This is a genomic window from Psychrobacter sp. 1176_08 (assembly GCF_052850615.1).
In genome coordinates this window covers 603,795-627,141 of record NZ_VXCU01000001.1, presented here as the reverse complement: position 1 = coordinate 627,141, position 23,347 = coordinate 603,795, and the positions used below count along the sequence as shown (strand labels likewise).

Here is a 23,347-nt window from a genome sequence, read left to right as displayed (position 1 = left end):
AGGATTGAGACATGATTGTATCGCATAATGAAATCGTGACGATGGTCAATAAAGCGTTTTTGGGCATGCAGCGAGAAGTCGGTGAGGCGGATCTTATCGCCTCAATGGTAGCAGAGCTGCAAATGGCTGGACTCAACGGCATCTTACATTTTAACAATGCCAGTCCATTCATCGTGTCTGAACGCGATGTGCCGATTGAGATTCTCCATCAAGCTGATGACAAACTCACCTTGGATTTGCACGGTAGTAGTCTGGTCTGTCACTTGCCAGCGGTGATAGATTACGCGCTTGAAAAGATGGACGGTAGAGCCCACTTCAAAATTTATCTGCAAAACTGTCACAACCGCTGGCTGGCGTATAGTGAGCTAGTAAAATTGGCCGCAAAAGGCATCGCTTGTCTGGCAAAATGGGACAATGGTGCTGCACCCAAGCACACCATATTTACGCTAGACAAACGGTTCGTATATCCTGACTTGTATTATTTCGACGACGCGCAGAATAACTACAATACCAATGATATGGTGATTGAGCTGTCGACCGATAATTTTAATATTGAGCAAGATATTCACGGTTTTGATCATAAAATATCAACAGATGCGCTTTACGCGACCCATCAACGCGCTTGGAAAGAAGGCATTCATGTTGATGATCAACAGTGGTCAATACTTAAAAAACGCGCGGCTGCCATATTGGTCGAAAACAGTGAGGCATCGAGTAAAGGGGCAGGAGGCGTATAGGTCGGAAGGTTAAGCCTTGATTATGAAAGTGTAAGACATACTTAATGTTCGACTATAACGCTGGAAATGATCAATTGTATCGTTTTTCGACGATTGCTCTTTATATAGTTCATGCATCTAATTTTAATATAACTTATAAGTTTTTAAAAAAATCTAACCGTTCATCTATCAGACGAAGGGCTATTACTTGTCGATAAACAAAATCATATACTACTAAATAGCTCATAATTGTTGGGCAACTTAAGGAGAAAGGTATAAAGCTCGATATTTTTATGTTGAAAGTACTAGCTATATGTTTATTAATTTTTGCATTAATAACTACTGTGATAGTTAGGTTTCATTTGATGCAGCAAGTTGTCTTTTCTTAGTGCTAATCAACATTGCGAGTAAACGCTTGACTGAGATTGTCTATACTGACGCTAAGTGTATTCCCTATAATATAAATCCTACTATATGGCCGAGATCCTATAGTGGGAAATACATAAAAATAGTTAATAGAATATAAGTCGCCTTACTAAACATACTTTAGTAGGGCTTTATTTTTAATAGTGTTTTATACCAGCAGTATCTGGCGTGTCGATTTAATTTTTCGCTGACCATATCATCAGCCTCAAAGGTATAGACTGCTTAAAGCAGCGCAGTGGAGCCAGCCCAGAAATTTTACTTATGACACGAGTTATCAGCAAGCGCGTGCAGTATCCCGCAGGATTTAGCTGGCGCTTCTGTGGCACATTGTTGCCGCAACGCGAGTAGATGTCGCTTTAACTGAACCAACTCCTCAATACGTGTTTCTACCGCATCGATATGCTCATCCAACAACACATTGACCTCACCGCAGTTTTCATCAGGTTTATCTCTATACTGAAGCAGGGTTCGTACTTCATCCAAAGTCATGTCAAGCGTACGGCAGTGCAGGACAAATTGCAGACGTTCAAGATGCGCCGCATTATACAAACGATAATTGCCTTGGCTGCGCGTAGGCTCTGGTAATAACTCTTCTTTCTCATAATAGCGAATAGTTTCGACCGTCGCTCCTGTCCGTGTGGCAAGCTCGCCAATCTTGATAAGCATGTTCATCCCCTCAAATAATTCAATCCGTCAGTAATTACTTTAACGATTAAAGCTTATAGTAACTATAAGGTTCAATAATAAAAAAATCAAATGGCTTTGCTTTCAAATATTTTTGCTATCGAATATCTTTGCTATTAAAAGCTCGTCAAAAGCCTTGACCCTAAAGCCACTATAGGGTCCATACTGCCTTTAACAAGAGGAGGAATGACGATGCAATATCATGTTAAAGGGATGGACTGTGCAAGCTGTGTTGGCAAAATTGAACGGGCGCTCATACGTATGCCAGGAATCTCTGAGGTTCAGCTAAACTTTGCGACCCAAAAGTTAGCGCTAACCCTAGCACCTGATGCTGCAACTGACAGTAAAGATATCGAAAAGACCATTAAGCGCCTCGGGTTCGATGTGTCAGCATTAACTAATCAACAAGCGGATGGCGACACTGATAGTCATCAATCAGTGATAGAGGATGAACACTGGTGGCAAACCACAAAGGGTAAGCAGGTCATTGGTATTGGGCTTCTGTTAATCGCCGCATATGTAGTGTCTTTGATTTTCCCTGAATATGGCAAATGGACCTTTATTGCCGCTGTGGCTGTCGGTGTTTTCCCATTTGCTCGTAAAGCTTTTGCACTGGCATTAGTAGGTTTACCTTTTTCAATTGAAATGCTTATGTCTGTTGCGGCTATCGGCGCCCTTATCATTGGAGAGGCAGAAGAAGCTGCTGCCGTAGTCTTTTTATTTTCAGTTGGTGAGCTTTTAGAGAGCGTCGCGGCTGATCGTGCTCGCGCAGGCATTAGAGCGTTATCATCGCTAGTACCAAAGACGGCTATCTTGTTGGACGCACAAGGACAACAACGTCAGGTGGCAGCGACTTCACTACAAGTGAATGATAAAGTACTTGTGCGGCCTGGTGATAGAGTCTCTGCAGATGGCGTGATTGTTCAAGGGGTATCTAGCCTTGATGAGTCAACTGTGACGGGGGAGTCTGTTCCTATTGCCAAAACCATAGGCGATGACGTCTTTGCTGGTTCTATCAATGTGGAAGGGGCGCTACAAGTAAGAGTAGAGAAAACAGCGGCGAATAATACGATTGCTCGTATTATCGAGCTTGTGGAGCAGGCGCAAGCGTCTAAAGCACCGACCGAACGTTTTATTGAGACCTTTAGCCGCTACTATACGCCTATCGTCATGGCGATTGCCGTGCTGGTCATTATTGTTCCACCGCTACTGATGGGAGCAGAGTGGGGGACATGGCTATATCGTGGTTTGGCTTTATTGTTGATTGCGTGCCCTTGTGCCCTTGTACTGTCTACACCAGCTGCTATTGCCTCGGGTTTGGCTGTCGGTACGCGTCATGGCATGCTTATCAAAGGGGGTCATGTCATGGAGCTAGTGGGTCAGGTCAGCACCGTGGCTTTTGATAAAACGGGAACGTTGACAGAAGGCAAACCTCGGGTAACCGATGTCATTGGTTTTAAAACAGTAGATGGCAATGCTGAGGGTCACGATACATTATTGGCACTGTTTGCAAGCGTCGATGCTACCTCCAGTCATCCGCTTGCTATCGCTATTGTGGATCATGCCAAGGCCGCTAACGTCGTCATACCTGAGTCTTCTAATGCTTTTGCGACTGCAGGTAAAGCGGTTCATGCAACGGTTGCTGGGCGTTCTTTAGCCATCGGCTCGCCCGTTTACGTCGCCGAAAACGTTATGTTATTAGATGAGCAACAGACTCAAATTGAGACGCTACAAAACGAGGGTAAGACGGTATCAGTTTTGTTTGATGATCAAACGAGGTCGGTACTCGGATTGGTCGCTCTACGTGACGAGTTGCGAGAAGATGCACAGCAAGCCATTGCACAGCTTCAAAAGATGAATGTGCGCTCTGTCATGCTTACAGGTGACAATAGCCGTACGGCAAAAGCGCTTGCCAGTCAGCTAGATATAGAGTGGAAAGCGGAGTTATTACCTGAAGATAAGTTGCGTTTGCTTAGCGAGATGCAAGCGAGTGGTAAAATAGCGATGATTGGTGATGGCATCAATGACGCACCCGCTTTGGCAACGGCAGATGTTGGAATTGCCATGGGTAGCGGTACCGACGTGGCTATCGAAACGGCTGATATTGCCCTATTAAAAAACCGCGTGGTAGACATGGCAAATCTCATTGCCTTATCACGCGCCACGATGCGAAATATCCATCAAAACGTTGTCTTTGCACTGGGTTTAAAAGGAGTGTTTCTCATCACGACTGTGTTCGGTATAACAGGACTTTGGATTGCGGTACTGGCTGACACTGGTGCTACTGTGCTGGTTACTCTGAATGCGCTGCGTTTATTGCGCTTTAAAACAGGGTCTTCTAATTAACGGCTATTGAAGAATAAAGTAAAGAATAAAACGGTCTCGATCACATCAGAGACCGTTTTATCAAAACTGTGATATACCAGTAGAACATTATGATTTTTTAAAGTAAATTTCAGCCGCTTGATTATTAAAGGTTTGTATGCCATTTTTAAAGCCAGCCAGTGCTTGAGTATTCGAGCGGATAGCCTCAACTGCATTTTTAGACTCTAGTACGACGAGTGTGGCAGGTGCACCAACCTCAATCACGCTGTTTATTGTTAATAATTTAGCAGCATTTTTAGTAATCATATCAAAGGCATCATTTATCTCGTCATCTGTAGATAACTGCGCAAGATTGGCATACATATTTGCCATTCTTATCAAAGATGCATCACCATAGGGTGTAAAAGCATTTAAAATATTATTGCTAGAAATAGTTGTATTGATACCTAGCTCTGCGAATTGATTGGCATTGACCGTTCCTCTCGGAATCAAGGCCTCATAGCCACTACCGTTTATATAGATGTCAGTTGCAGGTAATACCGTCAAAGTAATATTGGCTTGTTTAAGTAGTCCTGCCATCTCACCACGCTTCATTTTGTCCATGGCCGACAGCTTGGTAACGTGACCAATAGAAACACGGCCTTGATAATCACGTTTGATGGTTTCTTCGACCAGTTTTGGTATGCTTGAATTTTGTGGATCTAAGTCAAAATCAAGATGAAAATCCACGTCAACGTCAAACTTTTCAGCGATATCAAATATCATCTCAATATGCTTATCTGGGTTTTCGTCTTTATAGGGGCAACCCCCAATAAGATCTGCGCCTTGCTCTAGTGCTTGCTGTAATAGCTGTTGAGTGGTAGGTTTGGTAGTAAGACCCGACTGAGCAAACGCACAAATCGCAATATCCACAGCAAACGCATATTTGTCGCGTGCTCTTTTTATGGCATTAAAACCTGCTAGCTCTGTTTTCTCATCCGTTTCTACAAAGGTGCGTAGGCCAACGGTGCCTTTTTTGATGGCCATTTCAATGACTTTTGAGGCGCGATTAAATACATCTGCTTCAGTAAAGTCCTCTTTCGCCTTACCTGTCTGTTCAACCGCTTCAGTAAGCGTACCTTCACTGATGCTACAACGGTCTAGAATACAGGCTTTATCGAGATGAATATGACTTTCAAAAAATCCTGAACACACAAAATGTCCTTGTGCATCATAAGTGTTTGTAGACACGTTAGCTTCTTCACCAGCTTTTTCGTCTTCAATGACCTCAATACTTTCAATATGCTCGTTTTTAATGTGAATATTAACGGGATATTGGTAGCTTATGAGCCGAGCGTTACGTATGGTTAAATCAGTCATTAATTTAGCTCCTTCAATTATTTATTAGCTTTAATATTTTTTGCTAAGGGCGGGTATCGAATGACTTATAATGAAACATTGTCACTTTTATCTATTATCTTCTTAATATTTTCAGCTTTAGAAGCTTTAAAACGAAGCCAAACGACATTTAAAGAATATTGAGAGAGTGTCAACTACTACTATTTGCTATATTTGGGTTCCTATCAGAAATTGGCAGACCTACACTAATGTTAAAAAAACAACTATCTTTAACTATAATATCCATTTTTCCATTATGAGCATTAATAACTGCTTGCACGATAGACAGCCCTAATCCTGTACCTGAATGCAAGGTATTATGTTTATGGTGACGATAAAATCGCTCAGATAATTTATCCGCTTCTGTCTGTGTTAGTGGTGCCGCTAATTGATTGGTAAATACTATATTTAAATAAGGTTTGAGGTCAGCTGTGACTTTTTTCTCATCGCCATTTAGAGCCCTGTTATTAATAATAGACGCCGTAATAGTAATCACACTGTCATTGGCGGCATAATAAACCGCATTTGATATCAGGTTTGCAAACAGCCTTTGTAGCAAGGGGTCATCGCCTAATACTGACTCAAAGTTACCACTTTTCTCAAACAATATGCTCTTATCTTCTGCAATTAATTCATAATAACCTATCATCTTTGTGATAAGGGCCTCAACATTAACAGCCGTAAATTGCGAGTCATAAAGTCCTTTTTGTGTTTTTGCTAATAACAGCATGTTGTTAATCAAGCCTGATAGCTGCTCAATCGTTTCATTCTGATCATGGAGTTGCTCAATATACTCAGAACGGTCTCTGGGCTTGCTTAACATCACTTGGGTTTGAGTACCTAGGGTGGCAAGAGGGGTACGTAGCTCGTGAGCAATATCATCTGAGAAACGCGATAACGCTGCAAAATTGTGTTCAAGTTTATCCATCATGGCGTTATAAGCATCTGCTAGCGGTCGCAATTCACTAGGCATATTATTAATAATAATACGATCATCAAGCTGTTCTGTGTTGATTCGGGTCATTTTCTGTCTAATAGTTGATAATGGTGTAAATCCTAAGTGCACACTAAAAGCCGCCACAAAAACCAAGATGAAGGTAATGGCGATGAGTATTATGATTAGTTGGCGGTTAAATTGGGCAAGGTATTGATGATGCACATCAATCGGTAAGGCGATGAGTGCCAAACGCCCAGAGTGCTGAATAACAAGTGCTCTATAATGACGATGGTCAATATTCAAATCGAACGGCTGTTCGTGATAGCGTTTCCAAAGTTTAATGATTGAAAATTTATACTTTGACTCACCCATAAACCCTATAGGTTTACTGGTAAGAATTTGCCCTTTATTATTCGCAATCATCGTTTTTATATCGTAGTCTAGTTCTATATTCTGTAGTGTCTGCAATTTTCTAGGTTGATTTAAGGTGGGTGCTATGTCTTTAGTATCAGATGTGCTATCAGTCATATATTGACGCAAGTTTAACGCTGCGTGGGTTAGTATTTCTGAATCCATCTGTTCGAAATGACCATTTACGGATCGTTGAATCCAAAGGTATAAGCAGATTTGGGTGATGACCACACAGAGTGTTAACAGAAATATCGTCCGCCATAACAATGAGAGGCGTCCATTGGTTACGATAGGGGTCATATCATTTATTTTCTATTGATAGTGTTGAATCATGACTGCTATCCATAACCTCTAGTCGGTAGCCCATACCGCGTACCGTATGTATCAGCTTCACTTCATAGTCATCATCGATTTTAATTCTTAAGCGTCGAATTGCCACATCAATGACATTGGTATCGCTATCAAAATTAATATCCCAAACCTGAGAGGCAATGACCGAGCGTGGCAATACTTCACCTTGACGCTCTAGTAAAAACTGTAACAAGGAAAACTCTTTTGCGGTCAATTTAACCGGTAGCTCATCTCGATAGACGGTACGCTTAGCGATATCCATCTTTAAATCTGCAATTTGCATCAGATTGCTGCTGTAATCAGCCTGATTGGCACGACGTAGCAAGCTCTTTATTCTCACCAACAGCTCAGCAAAGGCAAAAGGCTTAGTTAAATAGTCGTCACCACCAATCTCAATGCCCTTAATGCGATCAGCTAAGTCATCTTTAGCAGTCAAAAATAAAACGGGGGTGTGTTTACCTGCCGCGCGGTAGTTACGCACGAGCTCAAAACCGTTGATGTCAGGTAACATCACATCCATGATAACAGCATTAAAATCTTCACTTATTAAGGCGTGGTAGCCATCCAGCCCAGTAGTGTAATGCTCAACGATAAATCCTGCCTCGGTCAGACCTTTTTTTATATAGTCCGCAAGTGATACCTCATCTTCAACTAATAGTAATTTCATGACAGGCACGCGTTTATTGGTTAAATTTATAGTATGAATGATAGAGGAATGTTGACGATATTTCTACGACATGACCGCAACATGACAAAATTGTCATCTTTGCGTCATGTTGTTGTCAGAGTCATCATACTAAACTATTCATAATCTTAATTTATTGCCAGATTGATTCATAAATAGTATCAAGCATTATTAAGTACTGATTGCGCACTATCAAACCATATGAGAGCCACTATGAAAACCCCTACAAAGAAACTTAGTTTTCATGCTAACCGAAAGTCTAATAATTTATGGCAGGGTACACTGGTATTACTGGCTTCATCAGCGTTACTTGCTTGTAGTCAACCTGAAAGTAGTGCCTCCAACACAAGTCAAAGTTCTATAAAAACTGAACAGCAGGTTGTTACTGCGAATGCAGCTGAGCCACATGTTATAGCTAGCTCTTTGATGAATTCGCCTACAAATAATCCAAATTTACTCAAAAATATATCAGTAATTGTTTATAAAGATGTGAATTGTGGCTGCTGTAAAGATTGGATAAGTCATGCAGAAAATAACGGTTTAGGCGCAACGGCACAAAATGTTGCGGATGTGACATTATTTAAAGACCGTTATGGCGTACCAAACGAGATGCGATCCTGTCACACCGCCGTCACCACTGACGGCTACGTTTTTGAAGGTCACGTACCCGCCAAATATATGGCGCAGTTTTTAAAGAATCCGCTAGCACAAGCCATTGGACTTGCTGTCCCTGGAATGCCAGTAGGTAGCCCAGGTATGGAATATCAGGATAAATTCATGCCGTATCAAGTCATGCAGATTAATAAAGACGGTACTACCCAAGTTTATGCAAATATTAACTCTACTACCCAACAATTATAAATTATAGAGGTCGCTTTATGGACAATGCTCATCAAAAAAAGATGAATCCCTATGTGAAGTTTACGTTGATGATCGTGACGTCCACAGTCGTGATGTTCATCATGATGTATTTCAATACATATCAACTAGATCATGTGTATTTTAGTGAGACACGCGCTTATATGGCGTTATATATGGGCGCGGTCATGGCAATAATTATGCTCGCTTTCATGGGTAATATGTATAAAAAAACTAAGATAAATTTGATGGTTTATGGCGTTAGTGTTGTACTCTTTGCCATCGGTTTATGGAGTGTTAGATCTCAATCAACCGTTGACCAAGTAGACTGGATGCAAGCAATGATTCCGCATCATTCGATTGCTATTTTGACCAGTACTCGTGCTGATATTGAAGATCCACGTGTGCGTGAATTAGCAGATGGCATTATCAAAACACAAAAGAAAGAAATTGCTGAAATGCAAGAGTTGATTGAAGAGTTAAAGTAAAACGCATTATTTAATCTATTCATTTTAAGGGTATATCATGACTATTAACCATAAATCAGGCTTTTCAGTATTGGCTATCAGTATCAGTCTTGCCCTTTTTCTAAGCGCTTGTCAGCCAGCTAATGATATCGCTAAGATGCCAGTAGTGGAAGAGGGAGCATCCGTTGGTACTACTGAAGCAGATGCGACAGCGATCGACCCCCATGCTGAGCATAATATGAGTGCTGGTACTATGGTGGCTCATAGCACACCGATGACGCCAATGCTCAAAGACTATACCGAGTCCATGACTAAAATGCATGAAGAGATGATGATTGGTATGAATTATAATGATCCGGATGTGGCATTTGCCCAAGGCATGCTCGGTCATCATATTGGTGCGGTGGATATGGCAGAGATTGAGCTTAGATACGGTACTGATGAAGAGATGCGACAATTGGCGCAAGAAATCATAGAGGCCCAGCAGCCTGAGATTAAACAGATGAAAGCGTGGCTCGCCGACCATCCTGATTCCGCTGAACCAATAGCCAATACTAAAGTCATGCAACAAGCCTACGCTGACGGTATGGACGCCATGAATGATAATATGATGTCAAGCATTGCTGATCCTAGACCGGACATGGCATTTGCTCGTGGTATGTTAATGCATCATATCGGCGCAATCAATATGGCAAAAGTTCAGCTTAAATATGGTAAAAATGAAAAAATGCGAAAACTGGCGCAAGAAATCATTGATGCCCAACAGTCTGAGATTGAGCAGATGCAAAGCTGGATTAAAGCGAATAAAGGATAAGCGCATTGTTTAAGACCTTGCTAGTGAGCATTCATCTACTTAAACAAAGATTATTAAACCTAAAAAAACAGCTCTCTAAACATGTATTTTAGTCGCTGCTTTTTTAATTACCATCACTTAACAGTGTAGAAAACAATAAACTATAAAATGTATTAATTTTCGCCGCACAGACAACACTGAACCCTTCCGTCAAATTCGTACAGCTAAACTTGGGAGATTCTATTTACGCAACCTAACGATAAAAGTTAAACCACACTTGTCTTGGCAGTCTATAGCCCAAACTCTTTTGAATTCTTGTTGGATTATAATGCAGCTCAATACACCCAACCATATCGTTGATCGCTATAAATCTTGTTTTATAAGCTTGAGGATAGATTAGTTAATTTTTCCTTACGGAACAATGCTCCTCACCCGAGAAGTTTTTTATCCTCTCATTGTTAAAGTAATAATCTTTATCGCTTATTAAGCTCGTAAACTGCTGCTTAATAATCCTATGGTAGGCATGGCTACAGTACTAACTGACTATGTCAGCGTGAACAATTAGGTTTAAGCTAGGACGTCTTTTTTTGATTATTATGAGAAAAGCTGTCACGATGAAATCGGGACAGCTTATAAATAGATTTAATCATTCTTAAGATATCTAATGGATCCTGTATTTAATAAGATAAATATCTCAGTGAAGTACTATTGAACAACCTTGTCATTATAGCCGAGAGAACGAAAAGCCATTTTTAGATTACTGTTATGCTCAAGAATTTTTTTCTCAACTCTCATATATTCTTGCTTTAGTTTGTCGTCAATCTCATGCAAACGTTCAGAGTACCCATTCTTTTTCATTTCAATTTTTTGCGCTTTTAGTGCTTGCCATTCTGCTACGGTTTGCATGAAGGCGTTATGCTCAAAATTAATACGGTCTTGGAAGGTTTTCATAGCATGAGGAATATCTAGACCGGCTGACATTACTGTACTAATCTTTTGCTGAGCTTGTTTAAATTGCATTTTTACTTCGGCGTGTTTGATAGTAGCATTATCAACGGTACGTAAATCAGTAGTCAGACCCACTTTAGATAGACCCGCAATCAACCATTTAGTCGGATCATATTGCCACCATTTGACGCCATTACGATAGTCGTATTGAAAGAAGTGATGGTAATTATGATAGCCTTCGCCCCATGTGAATATAGCGAGGAAAAAGTTGTCACGTCCACTATTAGTATCGGTATAGGGACGTGAACCAAACATATGGCAAAACGAGTTGATAAAAAAAGTAAAGTGATGAGTTAATACCAAACGTAATAGACCAACAATCACTAATGAGCCCCATACATCGCCAAGTAACCAACCCAGCGCCGCAACCAGGCTTACATTCGTCACCAATACCCATATGCCATAGTATTTATGTTGAATCTGTAAGACTTTATCTTTAGTTAAGTCTGGAATGTTCTTAAAATCCATCTTACGGCTTGGATAGTTGCGTAACATCCAACCCATGTGACTAAAGAAAAAGCCACGCTTCACAGAGTAGGGATCGCCAAATGGATCATCAACATAGCGGTGATGGTCACGATGACTAGAAGCCCAATCAAAAGCTGAGCCTTGCACAGCAAAAGTCGCTCCTAATAATAAAAAATTTCTCACTATCGGATGAGCTTTATAAGCTTGATGTGACAATAAGCGATGGTATCCTGCTGTAATACTCATACCCGTCCATACCATAAAAGCAGCAAATATACCCCAAACAGGCGCACTGACTTGGTGAGTCATCAAATACCATGGGGTAATAATGACTGCTGCAATTGGCGTTGCTATCAAAATAGCAGCAGGTATCCAATTAATTGGAGCTTTTCTAAACTCAAGCTCTCTGATATCAACCGCTTCATTTATAGAAGTATTCTGTCTATTAGAGGTCTTAGTTACTCTGTTACCAAGATATGCCCTAAGAGTTGTGATATAGGAGTTGATGGTTTTTAGAGATTGTCTACTGAATTTAAGAGGCCAGCCTACCGTATTTTTTATACTCATATAACATCCATTATATTCTTAGCATTTTTCTTTGGTTTAGAAGCTATTAGACTTGAGACTGTCAAATAAGCTCTATTGACTATTAAGAATTTCGTCTAAACATCAAGAATGATGCAGGTTGTGGTGGCATGAGCATATAATTTGCCATCAGGCCCTACAATTTTGCCTTCAGCAGTCGCTGTTCTTCGACCAGCATGAATGACTTTACCTTCAGCTCGTACTAAAGGTGTTGCCACTGTCAAAGCTCGTACCATATTTACTTTTATCTCTAACGTTGTATAGGTTTTTCCTGCTGGTAAGAGAGTATGTACAGCACAACCAACAGCAGAATCTAAAAGCGTACAAAACCAGCCACCGTGGACTGTACCCAGTGGATTGTAATGATGACGCTTTGGACGCCCTTGAAAAACGGCAATACCTTTTTCCATATGGATAGGAGTGTAGTCAAGTGTTAGGCCGATAGGAGGATGAGGTAGCTCTCCTGCAAACATAGCATTAAAAATATCCATACCACTGCGAGTGGTTAAGTCTGATAGTGGAATAACACCAGCGTCACCTAGCTTTTCTCTAATACGTGCTTCTTCTGCTTCCCATGTTGCTATTGTTTCTTCAACATTCATTTTCAATTCCTTAAAACGATAAATAAGAGGTTAGCCCATTCTTATAAAGACTAAAGTTTCCTCAATTAATACTTTTAATGTCCGCTTTTATTTTTAAAATACATCGTTACATAGCCGATTAACCAAAAGGCACAAATTGCTTGAAACCAGATAAGACTGTGCATGGCAACGGTCATAATATTATCAGTCTCAACGTTGTAGTGTAGTAATGACAATAAACCCATCAAGGCGTACAAATAAAGCCACCAATGCCCCTTGTTCATTTGGCTTTTGACAGCCACGATCAAGCCATAGATACCGATTGGTGTCATGACGAACCAAAAAGCATCTACCAGATGAGGGGATAACCAATCAGGCTCAGGATAGTGGTCAAAATGAATCACATTATGAACATAGTGCAAAATGCTCGAAAACACATTAAGTAATACAATGAAAATTAAAGTTTTATATTGTTTGTAACGGTTTATCATGGTGTACCTTGTTGATCGTATCTAAAATATCTTGCCAAATATGAGTGTTTTTACTTCTAAAATAACCAAAATGCCCAATTGATTGTCCTGATCCCTTACGAATGCTATAGCGTTTAAAAATGATAGGTTGATCGCTAGTCACATTTTTCCAAAAATTATGCAGGTTGCGTTCAGTACAAATTTCATCATCATCGGCAGTGAAGACAAAGGTTGGCACATTGAAATTTTTATAAGTACCAAGAGGAATGGTTTTGCCATAGAACTTGTCAGAGAAAAACAGCTCTTTTTCTCGGCACCAGGCCCCCCATTCATCTGTAAAACCAGCAGGCAAATCTTCCATAAGTCTTAGGTTTTTAGCGGGTACATAATTAAAAATTTTATTACTAAGTGGCGCCAAAAAACGGAAAAAGAAATTGGCTTTAAGGCGATAACGAGGCGGCATATAGCTAAAATATCCCGCTGAAACAGCTACTGCGATTAGAGCATCCAATCGATCAGCGTTATGAGCAAGACCCACCTGTTGGCCTCCAGTGCTATGACCTACGCAATACAAGGGTAAATCATTGAATAGGCGCTTAGCTGTATCGATGGCAGCTGGAATGTCATAGCGCCCAATATCAGAATACTGATAATGACACTCCTTTAGATGACTTATTTTAGAATCGCAAAACCCTCTATAGTTCCAAAGAATGACATGAAAACCATGCTCTCTTAAGTATTTAGCAAACGGCAAATAATAAGAAGTTTTAGTGGCGGTTCCTGGATTTATTAGAACAACGGCTTTAGGGTTATTAGCTTTATAGAGTGTTGCACGCAGCTCGACGTTGTCATCCGTCAATATATTGATATCCATAAATAAGCCCGCTTGTTGTTAATTAACGCCTACTATAAACTATGGACATTACTCCACAGTCAAGTATTAATTGAGAGGGCCCGATTATGAATATAAAAGAATTAACTGAGACAGTCGGATTAAGCAGAGATACAATTCGTTTTTACGAAAGAGAAGGGTTGATATCGTCGCCATCTAGAAGAGCCAATGGCTATAGAGATTATGACGATAAAACGGTCGATCAACTTAATATGATTACTATGGCCAAAGAGTTAGGTTTTACCTTAAAAGAGATTAAAGAGTTAACAGAGTTACTGTATTCAAATAGCCTGACCCAATCACAAATGGGTGAAAAACTTCTAGAAAAGAATAAGCAGATTGAAGTTAAAATTTTAGAGTTGTCTAAAATGAAAGCATTGATAGATAATGCTTTAAAAGGTATGTGCGAGTATAAAGATAAGTTGGCACTTCAGTAGGTTATCGTCAAACTGTGTGATTCAAACCTCTTAGATTTGAATTTACACAGTTGAAGACTAGGACTAGTTAAAAGAAATTTTTTAGAACTTATCATTCTAAGTATTTATTCTACTTATCGGCAATATTATTAAGTTTCATTAATTGTTCACTCGAAAGCTGTACATTCATTGAGCCCAAGTTTTCATGTAAATGTTCTATTGAAGAGGTTCCAGCAATCACTAAAATATTAGGTGATCGATGTAATAGCCAAGCTAAAGCAACTTGTTTAGCAGTAGCACCTACTTCATTAGCAACGTCAGAAAGAATTGATGACTGTAATGGCGAAAAGCCGCCAAGAGGGAAGAACGGTACATAAGCAACGCCTTCTTTGGCTAATCTGTCAATAAGTTCGTCATCATGTCGATATATAAGGTTGTACTGGTTTTGTACACAAACAATATTGGCAATCGTCACAGCTTCATCATATTGTGCGGAAGAAACACAAGAAAGACCGATATGGTTAATCAAACCTTGCTTTTGTAACTCTACCAGAGTGTTGAGTGGTTCAGCCAGTGATCTATTATCAGCGCCTTCAGCATTTCCTAGACGTAAATTTACAACGTCTAAAGTATCTACCCCCAAGCTAGTAAGGTTTTCATTAACTTGTTTAATTAAACCGGCTTTCGAACAGTCAAAATTCCATGAACCATCGTTACCACGCTCGACACCAACTTTGGTTATAATTACCAAATCATCGTTATAAGGACTCAGCGCTTCATAAATAAGCTCATTAGATACGTGTGGACCGTAGAACTCAGCGGTATCAATATGGTTAGCACCCAAAAGAACCGCTTCGCGTAAGACTGCAAGAGCATTGTCTCTATCAAGAGGTGGTCCCATTACGTGAGGACCAGGCAACTGCATTGTACCGTAGCCCATACGTTTTAGCGTCAATGTTGTACCAGGAAGTGTAAAATCACTATTTAGGTTTCTTACAGTACTCATGTTTTTCTCTCTAGGTTATATATAGTATGGAATAATTAAAAAATGAGCAACGCGATAAAAGTGGTATATATCCAGCCACTTAATGTTTTAATTTATAAGAAGTCAATAACTCCTAATATGTCACAGTCATTACAATATGACGAATTAATCCTGCACTACTAAGTGCACTTTCAATGTCATTATTATCACCTGATTACATGGTAACTAGCATGTGCAGTCGAGCCAACCAATCATTCTTGTCGAAATTACCTCTCTTTAGCAAAGTGTTTTTGTCTGCTAAACAAGCAAATGAGCTATGCTAAAGAAATTATAGAAGCAAGCTTGGTAAGCTAGGGCTTGTTCTCATTTTTAGCCTATTTAGTCGCCTTAGCTCAGATTAAGGATAGAGCCTAAGTATATTAAAAGAAATTTATTACGATTAAAAAAATCAGCACCTACAGAATAGAATTCAAAGCTAAAGCCATCATTTGACTGTTTTATACCTTTATCAAAATTACGTCAGCATTTATCAATCAGATAGATAAAAATATCAATTTTAGTTTATTATCATTCATAACTGATATATTACATACCATTTGCACAAGGACAGATGATGAATTTTGTCACTATCGATGTAGAAACTGCTAACTCAGATGTCGGCTCTATTTGCCAAATAGGTATGGCGAAGTATATAAAAGGTAAGCTGATAGATACCTACTGTAGTTTTATAAGACCACAGTCTAGTTTTAGCCGAACGAATATAGATATTCATGGTATTGATAGTAACCAAGTAAAAGATGCACCTTCCATATTTGATATCTATGGCAATATTATTCAATTTATCGGTAATAATGTTGTGGTCAGTTATACCGATTTTGATCAAAGAGCAATAACGAAGTGTTTATTAGATCATGATTTGCCACTACCGTCTTGGCAATGGGTAGATGCCTCTGTCATGGTACGCGATACCTGCCAGCGGTTTAGTACATCAGGATATAATCTTGCTAATGTATGTAAGGAATGGCGGTACGCGTTTGATCATCATGATGCACTAGAAGACGCCAAAGCGTGTGGGTTTGTGACGACAACCATTCTTAGAGAAAATAATGCTTCAATCACAAAATGGTTAAATGCTCAGCCATCTCATTCAAAAAATAGTAATAGTCGGACACAGCGCTTCACTCAAAACCGATCTATAGAAGGTAATGAGCAAGGGCGGTTTTTTGGATTAAATATTTGCTTTACAGGCGAGCTATCTATAAAACGCGCAGAAGTTGCTGATATTGCAGCAAGGCAAGGTTTTCATGTTAAAGCCGGTGTATCTAAAAACCTCAATTATTTAGTTGTAGGTACACCAGATTTAACATTACTAAATGGACATGATAAAAGTAGTAAACAACGTAAGTCAGAGACACTAATTGCAGAAGGTGTCGACATCAATATTCTTACAGAACATGATTTTCTTAAAATGCTTAAGCTTTAATCTTGCTGTACAGCTCTTTTATCTAATTCTCTTGGAATGGGTTTTATAGGTAATGAAAAACTTTATCGACAATGTATTGGCGCTATTCAGAGAGAAATATGACGCCAAAAAAGATGAGACGAAAACTCATTTTATAGATTTGCCGCCTGACATAAAGCCGTCTAAAAATATTGTAGAGACCGAAGTTAATTTAGACGTTGCAAACCATAATAACTTTGCTAATCCCAGCACCCAAAATCGTTATGCGAAACAAAGCAAGACGAGAAGGTATCGTGATGAGCATTTAGATGATGTGGGGGAGCTGGCAACCTTTGTTATCTCGTCAAACAAGCAAAAGCATGATATTGCTTCATCGAACCGCAAACTAGGACGCTGGGTATCAAGGCATGAATCTCTAAAAATACAGGGACGTATCATTGATAAGGGCTTTTTTTATTTTGGTGGTAAGCTTGAAACTTTGATTGGTTACGGCACTGAGCCATCGTTAATAAATGATAGCTTATCGGTCGGTTCGCCAAAAGTTATTTATAGCACCTCACATATCCATAGTGACGAGTCGCTTGGCTATTGGCCAAGTTATGCAGCTTTATCACCCTTGTGCCGCGGGGCTTATTTGGATTGGTTGGCCTCAGATCGGGCGAATCCCAATACACCAATTGGATATGTTTTCATTTACTTTGGTGGGTTTGAACGTAGAGTGATTGAAGGTATTAGTGACGATAGCGTGTCTGATGATGAGTTCGTTAATATTTATAATGAGGTGTTACGGCTGCATGATATTTATGGCAAACAGTCCTCATTCAGTAACTACTCAGCGAATTTTTTAGAGTTTATGACACTAGTACGCTCGCCACTATCTGAAGAAAAAATACAAACAGCACAGCTTTTATCGCCGCCAGCCAGTAGTCAAAACCTAACCTTTAAAATGCAATTAGCAAAAATGGTAACCTTAAAGTTACCTATTCCTGCTACCTTAGCATGGGAATGGCTCATTTTTTCTAATGTATATAATTTCAAAACACCTGCAAGGCGCTGTGAATCAGAGTTCAAAGATCTGTTTGAGGTTTTATATCAAAAAACTTATCTCAATGGATTTATCGTCCCTCCTAATAAAACCAAATTAAAAATTAGCTATCGTGCTGCGAGCCAATCAATTGTGAGTGTTGACCTTACCCTCGATGATTTGCAAGACCCAAGCGCCTTAAGATCGCCTATCAAAAAACTGATCGAGATTGCCGAACAATGTAACGAGGCTTTGGATGCTTACAGTCGCTATCTAGGGAGAGAGGATAACTCTGCAACAGACATAGACGCCATTATGTTACTGCCAAAAGTGCTTATTCAGCAGCAAGCATATCGAGAAAAATATCCAGTCATACAAAACTTTAAGGCATGGGCAGAATCTGTTACTCAAAACGATGAAGGGCTGACGACAGTTAAAGAGCTATGGAGATATTTGGATGAGCGGTCGTCACATACTATGCCCAAATCATTTGCTAAAAAACATAGTGAGATGATAACCAATTTAGCTGAGTTGGCTGGCTTCGGTGTTGTACCAGATCAGCGTTATCATCAGACCAGTCTTAAACCGGATGGATATGTGGTTTTATTTGATGGTGGTCATGGTCAAGACTTTGACCCGAGTGCATCATTTTACCAAATCAGTTTGGCGCTTAGATTGGGTGCCATGGTTGCAACCATTAATGGCTATGTCGATAAAAGAGAGGTGGATACGCTACTGACGATTATTGAGCAAGACACTCAGCTTACTGCTATTGAAAAGGCGTCGCTAAAGGCTTATCTGTTATGGCGCTTAAATAGCCCCTCTAATATGGCGGGTCTAAAAGCAAAGCTAGCAGTACTTAATGAGAAGAACATTAGCTTTATCAGTCGTTTTATCATCTCAGTTGCCTTAGCTAACGGTAATGTAGAGCCAAGTCAAATCAAACAAATTGAAAAGTTGTACCAGGCTCTAGGTCTTGATAAAAACTCAGTAGTTAGTGATATTCATCATTTAACCAGTACTAAAAAGAGCGTGCCGACGTTTAGTGGTGCGACACAGCAAAAAACGACCAATGACAATAGTGTTGGGGTTAATGTTGAAATCTCAGATCGTAATAGTAAGCCGTTTATTTTTAATACGGAATTACTAGCTGCTTATGAAAGCGAGACAGGCGACGCTAAAGCAATGCTGGCAAGTATATTTGCAGTAGATGATGACGATATGGAAGCGGATAATGAATCCCTATCAGATGAGCAAATAAATAATGACACTGAGATTGATAGGGCCAAAGAATCTGTTGCTAAAGGTCTAGATACGATTCATAGTAAGTTGTATCAACAGCTTATTAGTAAAGAAGTATGGCAAAGAGAGGAAGCTGAAGTGTTATGTGAGTCCTTAAATTTAATGATAAATGGGGCGATCGAGACTATCAATGATTGGTCGTATGACAATGTCGATGCCCCAGTATTAGAAGCTGAGGATGAGATAGTGATTGACTATGAGATTGTCGAAGAATTAAAAATATTGGACTAAATATAAGAATCAGTAAGGATGCATAATGAGTGGTAAAAAAATTAGAGCAAAAGAGCGTGATGCTATTATTCAGTCATTGAAGGCGGGAGTCACGCCCAAGGTAGGGATTCAGCATATCCAAGTGGGGCGTATGAATGAGCTTAAAGCGCTCATAAGTGATATCGAGCGCGTCGCTGATGGTGGTTCGGCGTTCCGTCTTATTATTGGTGAGTATGGTTCAGGCAAGACCTTTTTTTTAAGTGTGGTAAGGGCGATTGCGCTTGAGCGTAAACTGGTCACTGTTAATGCTGATTTGTCACCTGACAGGCGTATCCAAGCATCGTCAGGACAAGCAAGAAACTTATATTCTGAGCTTATGCGTAATTTGTCTACTCGTAATAAACCAGATGGTAATGGTTTGGCCAGTGTAGTAGAGCGCTTCATTATAGAAGCACGCAAACAAGCAGACAGTACTGATGAGGCTATTAGTGAGGTTATCCAGCACAAGCTGGCTGAATTAACAGAATTGGTTGGCGGCTATGATTTTGCCAAGGTTATTGAAGCTTATTGGCAAGGGCACGAAGAAGGGAATGATGAGCTAAAGGTCAATGCAATTCGATGGTTACGTGCAGAGTACTCAACAAAGACCGATGCTAGACGTGATTTAGGCGTGCGTACTATCATATCTGATGCCTCTTTTTATGATGCGCTTAAGATAATGAGTTTATTCGTACGGCAGGCAGGCTATCAAGGATTGTTAGTCAATCTTGATGAGATGGTCAACTTGTATAAGCTTAATAGTACACAAGCACGCCAAGCCAATTATGAGCAGATTTTACGTATTCTAAATGACTGCTTACAAGGTACCGCTGAGCATCTAGGGTTTTTATTGGGCGGTACGCCAGAGTTTTTACTCGATCCGCGCAAAGGGTTGTATAGCTATGACGCCTTGCAAACGCGATTAGCAGATAATAGCTTTGCCAAGCGGGCAGGTGTCATTGATTATTCCTCACCTGCATTGCATTTGGCTAGCCTCACACCAGAAGAGTTATATATCTTACTTAAAAACCTGCGTCATGTTTATGCAGGTGGTGATGAAGCTGAATATCTGGTACCTGATGAATCCTTACAAGCTTTTTTACAGCATTGTAGTCAAACCATCGGTGATGCTTATTTTAGAACGCCTCGTAATACCATTAAAGCGTTTTTGGATATGTTAGCTGTCATTGACCAAAACCCAGACATTTCATGGGATCAACTTATTGAATCAGTAACTATTGAACCTGAAATGCCATCCGATATGGATATTGATATGAGTGGTATGGATGAAGAAGACGAGCTTACTGATTTTAGGTTATAGGTCACTAATAATATCAATAAAAAACATGAGAAACTACCTTTGAGAGACGCTCATCTCCAGCTCGACTTCCGTATACAGCGTTGGATATTTAACCAAGGTTGGAGTGGATTGCGCGAAGTGCAGGCTAAGGCGATCGCGCCAATTTTGTCTGGAAAAACCGACGTACTGATTAGTGCAGCGACTGCTGCTGGCAAGACTGAAGCGTTCTTTTTGCCAGCGTGTAGCGCCCTTATCAAGTCATATGATAGCCAAAATGTAGACGGATATGAGAAAGAGGGTCAGGGCAATGGAGTAGGCATTCTATATATAAGCCCACTAAAAGCGCTCATTAACGATCAATATCGAAGGCTTGAGAGTTTAGCAGACCTGCTTGATATGCAAGTGACGCCATGGCATGGCGATAGTCCACAGAGTAAAAAGAATAAACAAAAGAAGTCACCATCCGGAATTATTTTGATTACGCCTGAGTCGCTTGAATCTTTATTGGTTCGGGATGCAGGTTGGGTCAAACAAGCTTTTAGTAATCTAAAATATATTGTGATTGATGAGTTTCATGCGTTCTTGGGTAGCGAGCGTGGTCAGCATTTACTATCACTTCTGACGCGGCTTGAGCATGTCACTGAACGTTTAAATTCACCTATCCCAAGGGTAGCGTTGAGTGCAACGTTGGGAGAACTTAAAAGCGTACCGCAGTCACTAAGACCTAATCAGTCATTGCCTTGCGTCATTATTGAAGAGGATGAAGCAACCGCTAGCATTAAGGTGCAAATAAAAGGTTATATAGAGCCGAGTCAGTTAGCGCTTAGATCAAATAATGAACACGTTAATTTTGAAAGTTTTGGCTCTAAAAATGCTCTCTCTAAAGATACTGACTCTGAAAATATGGGTATTCAGCATCCCTATACTGCCGAAGCACAAGTCTGTGCTGACTTATACCGTTTATGTCGTGGCGGTAGCCATCTGGTATTTGCTAATAGCCGCAAGCGTACAGAAATGATTGCTACAGAGCTGAGCGAGCTATGTGAGCGTAACATCGTGCCCAATGAGTTTTTTCCTCATCATGGTTCACTCTCAAAAGAGCTTAGGGAAACCTTAGAAGCACGACTACAAAAAGAAGCGCTACCAACCACCGCTATATGTACCATGACCTTAGAGCTAGGAATTGATATTGGTAAGGTTGATACGGTGGTACAAGTGACAGCGCCGCATTCTGTAGCCAGTCTTCGGCAACGGCTCGGACGCTCAGGTAGGCGTGGTGGTTCAGCCGTACTTAGAATGCTCATTACCGAAAAAGAAATCAGTAAAGAGTCCAGTCTCATTGATGATCTACGTCTTGAGTTAATACAGTCACTCGCGATGATAAGACTGTTGATTGTCGATAGGTGGTTTGAGCCGGCGGACACTTCTTTATATCACTTTTCAACCCTATTACATCAAGTACTAGCGACTATCGGTCAATGGGGCGGTATTCGTGCTGACCAGCTTTATATCCTGTTATGCAAACAAGGACCTTTTCAAAAAATACAACCAACTCACTTTAAATCGCTGCTTAGCCAGATGGGAAATGCTCAACTGCTTACCCAACTCGGTAATAATCAATTGGTGTTAGGTATTGTCGGTGAGCGTATTGTTGGGCATTACACTTTTTATGCCGTATTCAAAACCCCAGAAGAATATCGTATTGTGGCGGCTAATAGAACGCTTGGAACGCTACCAATTGAGACTATGCTACTACCTGAGCAGTACATCATTTTTGGGGGTAGACGCTGGCAAGTTAAAGATGTTGATATAGACAAAAAAGTAGTGGATGTTATCTCTGTCAAAGGCGGTGGTAAGCCTCCAGCTTTTGGTGACAGTAGCATGTCTATACATGACCGAGTACGCCAAGAGATGTATGAGATATTGAACAACGGTGATTATCGTATTGCAGTTGGCGAGCAATATCTAGATTTTGCTGATACAACGGCTAGACACTTATTTTTAGAAAGTATAGATACTTTTAACAAATACGATTTAAGTAAACGACCGGTTATAGATAAAGATAATTATAGCTACATATTCATGTGGCGTGGCGATAAGATAGTGAACACTTTGAAAATGCTGCTTATACGAGATGACTTTGTCGTTGAAGCTTATGCAGGTGTCATCCGTATTCATAAAGTAGATTCGATTCAGGTTTCTCGATTTTTAAAAAGGCTTTCCAATCAGACTTTGCCCACCGCCACTGAGCTTGCAGAAACTGTACCTAACAAGATGATCGAAAAGTTCGATGAATACTTACCTGATGATTTGCTCAATATTGGTTACGGTGCCCAAATGTTTGATATCGTTGGATTGAAAGAGTGGTTGAAGGGGTTAGAAAAATAAAATCAGCTTTTCAGTCTAATTCAGAGGTTAAGCTAAAAACCAATCATTCAAAAAATGTTTGTCCTGAAGGGTCGAGGTATGGATATAAAGACTATAGAAAATTTTAATTCAATTAACAGAAAAACGGGATGTTCCTATGATAGTTATCAATAATTATAATGCATATATCATACGCTAGATTGGCAAT

The 23,347-nt window shown here is 40.0% G+C and carries 19 protein-coding genes; 10 read left to right on the top strand and 9 right to left on the bottom strand.

The annotated features are described in order from the left end of the window. Window positions 1-11 precede the first annotated feature (11 nt). Entirely contained in the window at window positions 12-737 is a 726-nt protein-coding gene (locus tag FW759_RS02545) for a DUF3726 domain-containing protein (protein ID WP_446442100.1), read from the top strand. 660 nt (window positions 738-1,397) lie between these two features. Here the strand turns inward: FW759_RS02545 and cadR are convergent. Further along, window positions 1,398-1,808, bottom strand: coding sequence for a Cd(II)/Pb(II)-responsive transcriptional regulator (gene cadR / locus FW759_RS02540; protein ID WP_434969014.1), 411 nt, complete (start codon window positions 1,806-1,808; stop codon window positions 1,398-1,400). 210 nt (window positions 1,809-2,018) lie between these two features. Between cadR and FW759_RS02535 the strand changes: the two genes are divergently transcribed. Beyond that, window positions 2,019-4,172 (top strand): heavy metal translocating P-type ATPase, encoded by a 2,154-nt coding sequence (locus FW759_RS02535; RefSeq protein WP_446442099.1) that lies wholly within the window; start codon window positions 2,019-2,021, stop codon window positions 4,170-4,172. 87 nt (window positions 4,173-4,259) lie between these two features. Here the strand turns inward: FW759_RS02535 and FW759_RS02530 are convergent, their stop codons facing one another. The 3 genes from FW759_RS02530 to FW759_RS02520 all read right to left on the bottom strand — a co-directional run bounded on the left by FW759_RS02530 (window position 4,260) and on the right by FW759_RS02520 (window position 7,894). Further along, the gene (locus FW759_RS02530; protein ID WP_446442098.1) at window positions 4,260-5,510 is read right to left on the bottom strand and encodes an amidohydrolase family protein; all 1,251 of its coding nucleotides are present in this window, start codon (window positions 5,508-5,510) and stop codon (window positions 4,260-4,262) included. 169 nt (window positions 5,511-5,679) lie between these two features. Beyond that, window positions 5,680-7,176: a histidine kinase dimerization/phospho-acceptor domain-containing protein gene (locus tag FW759_RS02525; protein ID WP_353670006.1), complete on the bottom strand. Its 1,497-nt coding sequence runs from the start codon at window positions 7,174-7,176 to the stop codon at window positions 5,680-5,682. A 1-nt stretch (window position 7,177) separates the two neighbouring features. Further along, a complete protein-coding gene (locus FW759_RS02520; protein ID WP_353670005.1) occupies window positions 7,178-7,894 on the bottom strand; it encodes a heavy metal response regulator transcription factor in 717 nt (238 codons plus the stop codon). Between the two features lie 231 nt (window positions 7,895-8,125). Here FW759_RS02520 and FW759_RS02515 point away from each other — a divergent pair, with 231 nt between their 5' ends. The 3 genes from FW759_RS02515 to copM are packed head-to-tail and all read left to right on the top strand — an operon-like array spanning window position 8,126 to window position 10,051. Further along, window positions 8,126-8,773 (top strand): DUF411 domain-containing protein, encoded by a 648-nt coding sequence (locus FW759_RS02515; RefSeq protein WP_353670004.1) that lies wholly within the window; start codon window positions 8,126-8,128, stop codon window positions 8,771-8,773. A 17-nt stretch (window positions 8,774-8,790) separates the two neighbouring features. Next, the gene (locus tag FW759_RS02510; RefSeq protein WP_446442097.1) at window positions 8,791-9,258 is read left to right on the top strand and encodes a DUF305 domain-containing protein; all 468 of its coding nucleotides are present in this window, start codon (window positions 8,791-8,793) and stop codon (window positions 9,256-9,258) included. Window positions 9,259-9,295: 37 nt separating this feature from the next. Then, entirely contained in the window at window positions 9,296-10,051 is a 756-nt protein-coding gene (gene copM, locus FW759_RS02505) for a CopM family metallochaperone (RefSeq protein WP_446442096.1), read from the top strand. A gap of 684 nt (window positions 10,052-10,735) precedes the next feature. Here copM and FW759_RS02500 read toward each other — a convergent pair. From FW759_RS02500 to FW759_RS02485, 4 genes are all read right to left on the bottom strand, one after another. Further along, window positions 10,736-12,073, bottom strand: a complete 1,338-nt coding sequence (locus FW759_RS02500) for a fatty acid desaturase (protein WP_446442095.1) — start codon at window positions 12,071-12,073, stop codon at window positions 10,736-10,738. 95 nt (window positions 12,074-12,168) lie between these two features. Beyond that, a complete protein-coding gene (locus FW759_RS02495; RefSeq protein WP_446442094.1) occupies window positions 12,169-12,693 on the bottom strand; it encodes a PaaI family thioesterase in 525 nt (174 codons plus the stop codon). A 74-nt stretch (window positions 12,694-12,767) separates the two neighbouring features. Further along, window positions 12,768-13,076: a hypothetical protein gene (locus FW759_RS02490; protein WP_446442093.1), complete on the bottom strand. Its 309-nt coding sequence runs from the start codon at window positions 13,074-13,076 to the stop codon at window positions 12,768-12,770. Between the two features lie 61 nt (window positions 13,077-13,137). Beyond that, the gene (locus FW759_RS02485; protein WP_446442092.1) at window positions 13,138-14,016 is read right to left on the bottom strand and encodes an alpha/beta hydrolase family protein; all 879 of its coding nucleotides are present in this window, start codon (window positions 14,014-14,016) and stop codon (window positions 13,138-13,140) included. Between the two features lie 86 nt (window positions 14,017-14,102). Here FW759_RS02485 and FW759_RS02480 point away from each other — a divergent pair, with 86 nt between their 5' ends. After that, window positions 14,103-14,471: a MerR family transcriptional regulator gene (locus FW759_RS02480; protein ID WP_446442091.1), complete on the top strand. Its 369-nt coding sequence runs from the start codon at window positions 14,103-14,105 to the stop codon at window positions 14,469-14,471. A gap of 109 nt (window positions 14,472-14,580) precedes the next feature. Here FW759_RS02480 and FW759_RS02475 read toward each other — a convergent pair whose 3' ends face one another. After that, window positions 14,581-15,456, bottom strand: a complete 876-nt coding sequence (locus FW759_RS02475; protein ID WP_446442090.1) for an oxidoreductase — start codon at window positions 15,454-15,456, stop codon at window positions 14,581-14,583. 592 nt (window positions 15,457-16,048) lie between these two features. Between FW759_RS02475 and FW759_RS02470 the strand changes: the two genes are divergently transcribed. From FW759_RS02470 to FW759_RS02455, 4 genes are read left to right on the top strand one after another with little or no spacing between them, the layout of a single operon-like run. Further along, entirely contained in the window at window positions 16,049-16,918 is an 870-nt protein-coding gene (locus FW759_RS02470) for an exonuclease domain-containing protein (RefSeq protein WP_353669993.1), read from the top strand. A gap of 52 nt (window positions 16,919-16,970) precedes the next feature. Then, window positions 16,971-19,454 carry a tellurite resistance TerB family protein gene (locus tag FW759_RS02465; protein WP_446442089.1) on the top strand — a complete coding sequence of 828 codons (2,484 nt, stop codon included), beginning with the start codon at window positions 16,971-16,973 and terminating at the stop codon, window positions 19,452-19,454. Between the two features lie 25 nt (window positions 19,455-19,479). Beyond that, complete coding sequence (locus FW759_RS02460) at window positions 19,480-20,793, top strand: ATP-binding protein (RefSeq protein ID WP_446442088.1); 1,314 nt, start codon at window positions 19,480-19,482, stop codon at window positions 20,791-20,793. Between the two features lie 39 nt (window positions 20,794-20,832). Continuing rightward, complete coding sequence (locus tag FW759_RS02455; RefSeq protein WP_446442087.1) at window positions 20,833-23,160, top strand: DEAD/DEAH box helicase; 2,328 nt, start codon at window positions 20,833-20,835, stop codon at window positions 23,158-23,160. Window positions 23,161-23,347: the final 187 nt, after the last annotated feature.

Bases quoted from the DNA above. Each gene is read 5' to 3' on its own strand.
- FW759_RS02525 (WP_353670006.1), bottom strand. From the start codon at position 7,176: ATGACCCCTATCGTAACCAATGGACGCCTCTCATTGTTATGGCGGACG.
- FW759_RS02545 (WP_446442100.1), top strand. From the start codon at position 12: ATGATTGTATCGCATAATGAAATCGTGACGATGGTCAATAAAGCGTTT.
- copM (WP_446442096.1), top strand. From the start codon at position 9,296: ATGACTATTAACCATAAATCAGGCTTTTCAGTATTGGCTATCAGTATC.
- FW759_RS02495 (WP_446442094.1), bottom strand. From the start codon at position 12,693: ATGAATGTTGAAGAAACAATAGCAACATGGGAAGCAGAAGAAGCACGT.
- FW759_RS02500 (WP_446442095.1), bottom strand. From the start codon at position 12,073: ATGAGTATAAAAAATACGGTAGGCTGGCCTCTTAAATTCAGTAGACAA.
- cadR (WP_434969014.1), bottom strand. From the start codon at position 1,808: ATGCTTATCAAGATTGGCGAGCTTGCCACACGGACAGGAGCGACGGTC.
- FW759_RS02485 (WP_446442092.1), bottom strand. From the start codon at position 14,016: ATGGATATCAATATATTGACGGATGACAACGTCGAGCTGCGTGCAACA.
- FW759_RS02520 (WP_353670005.1), bottom strand. From the start codon at position 7,894: ATGAAATTACTATTAGTTGAAGATGAGGTATCACTTGCGGACTATATA.
- FW759_RS02535 (WP_446442099.1), top strand. From the start codon at position 2,019: ATGCAATATCATGTTAAAGGGATGGACTGTGCAAGCTGTGTTGGCAAA.
- FW759_RS02480 (WP_446442091.1), top strand. From the start codon at position 14,103: ATGAATATAAAAGAATTAACTGAGACAGTCGGATTAAGCAGAGATACA.
- FW759_RS02460 (WP_446442088.1), top strand. From the start codon at position 19,480: ATGAGTGGTAAAAAAATTAGAGCAAAAGAGCGTGATGCTATTATTCAG.
- FW759_RS02465 (WP_446442089.1), top strand. From the start codon at position 16,971: ATGAAAAACTTTATCGACAATGTATTGGCGCTATTCAGAGAGAAATAT.
- FW759_RS02510 (WP_446442097.1), top strand. From the start codon at position 8,791: ATGGACAATGCTCATCAAAAAAAGATGAATCCCTATGTGAAGTTTACG.
- FW759_RS02515 (WP_353670004.1), top strand. From the start codon at position 8,126: ATGAAAACCCCTACAAAGAAACTTAGTTTTCATGCTAACCGAAAGTCT.
- FW759_RS02470 (WP_353669993.1), top strand. From the start codon at position 16,049: ATGAATTTTGTCACTATCGATGTAGAAACTGCTAACTCAGATGTCGGC.
- FW759_RS02530 (WP_446442098.1), bottom strand. From the start codon at position 5,510: ATGACTGATTTAACCATACGTAACGCTCGGCTCATAAGCTACCAATAT.
- FW759_RS02475 (WP_446442090.1), bottom strand. From the start codon at position 15,456: ATGAGTACTGTAAGAAACCTAAATAGTGATTTTACACTTCCTGGTACA.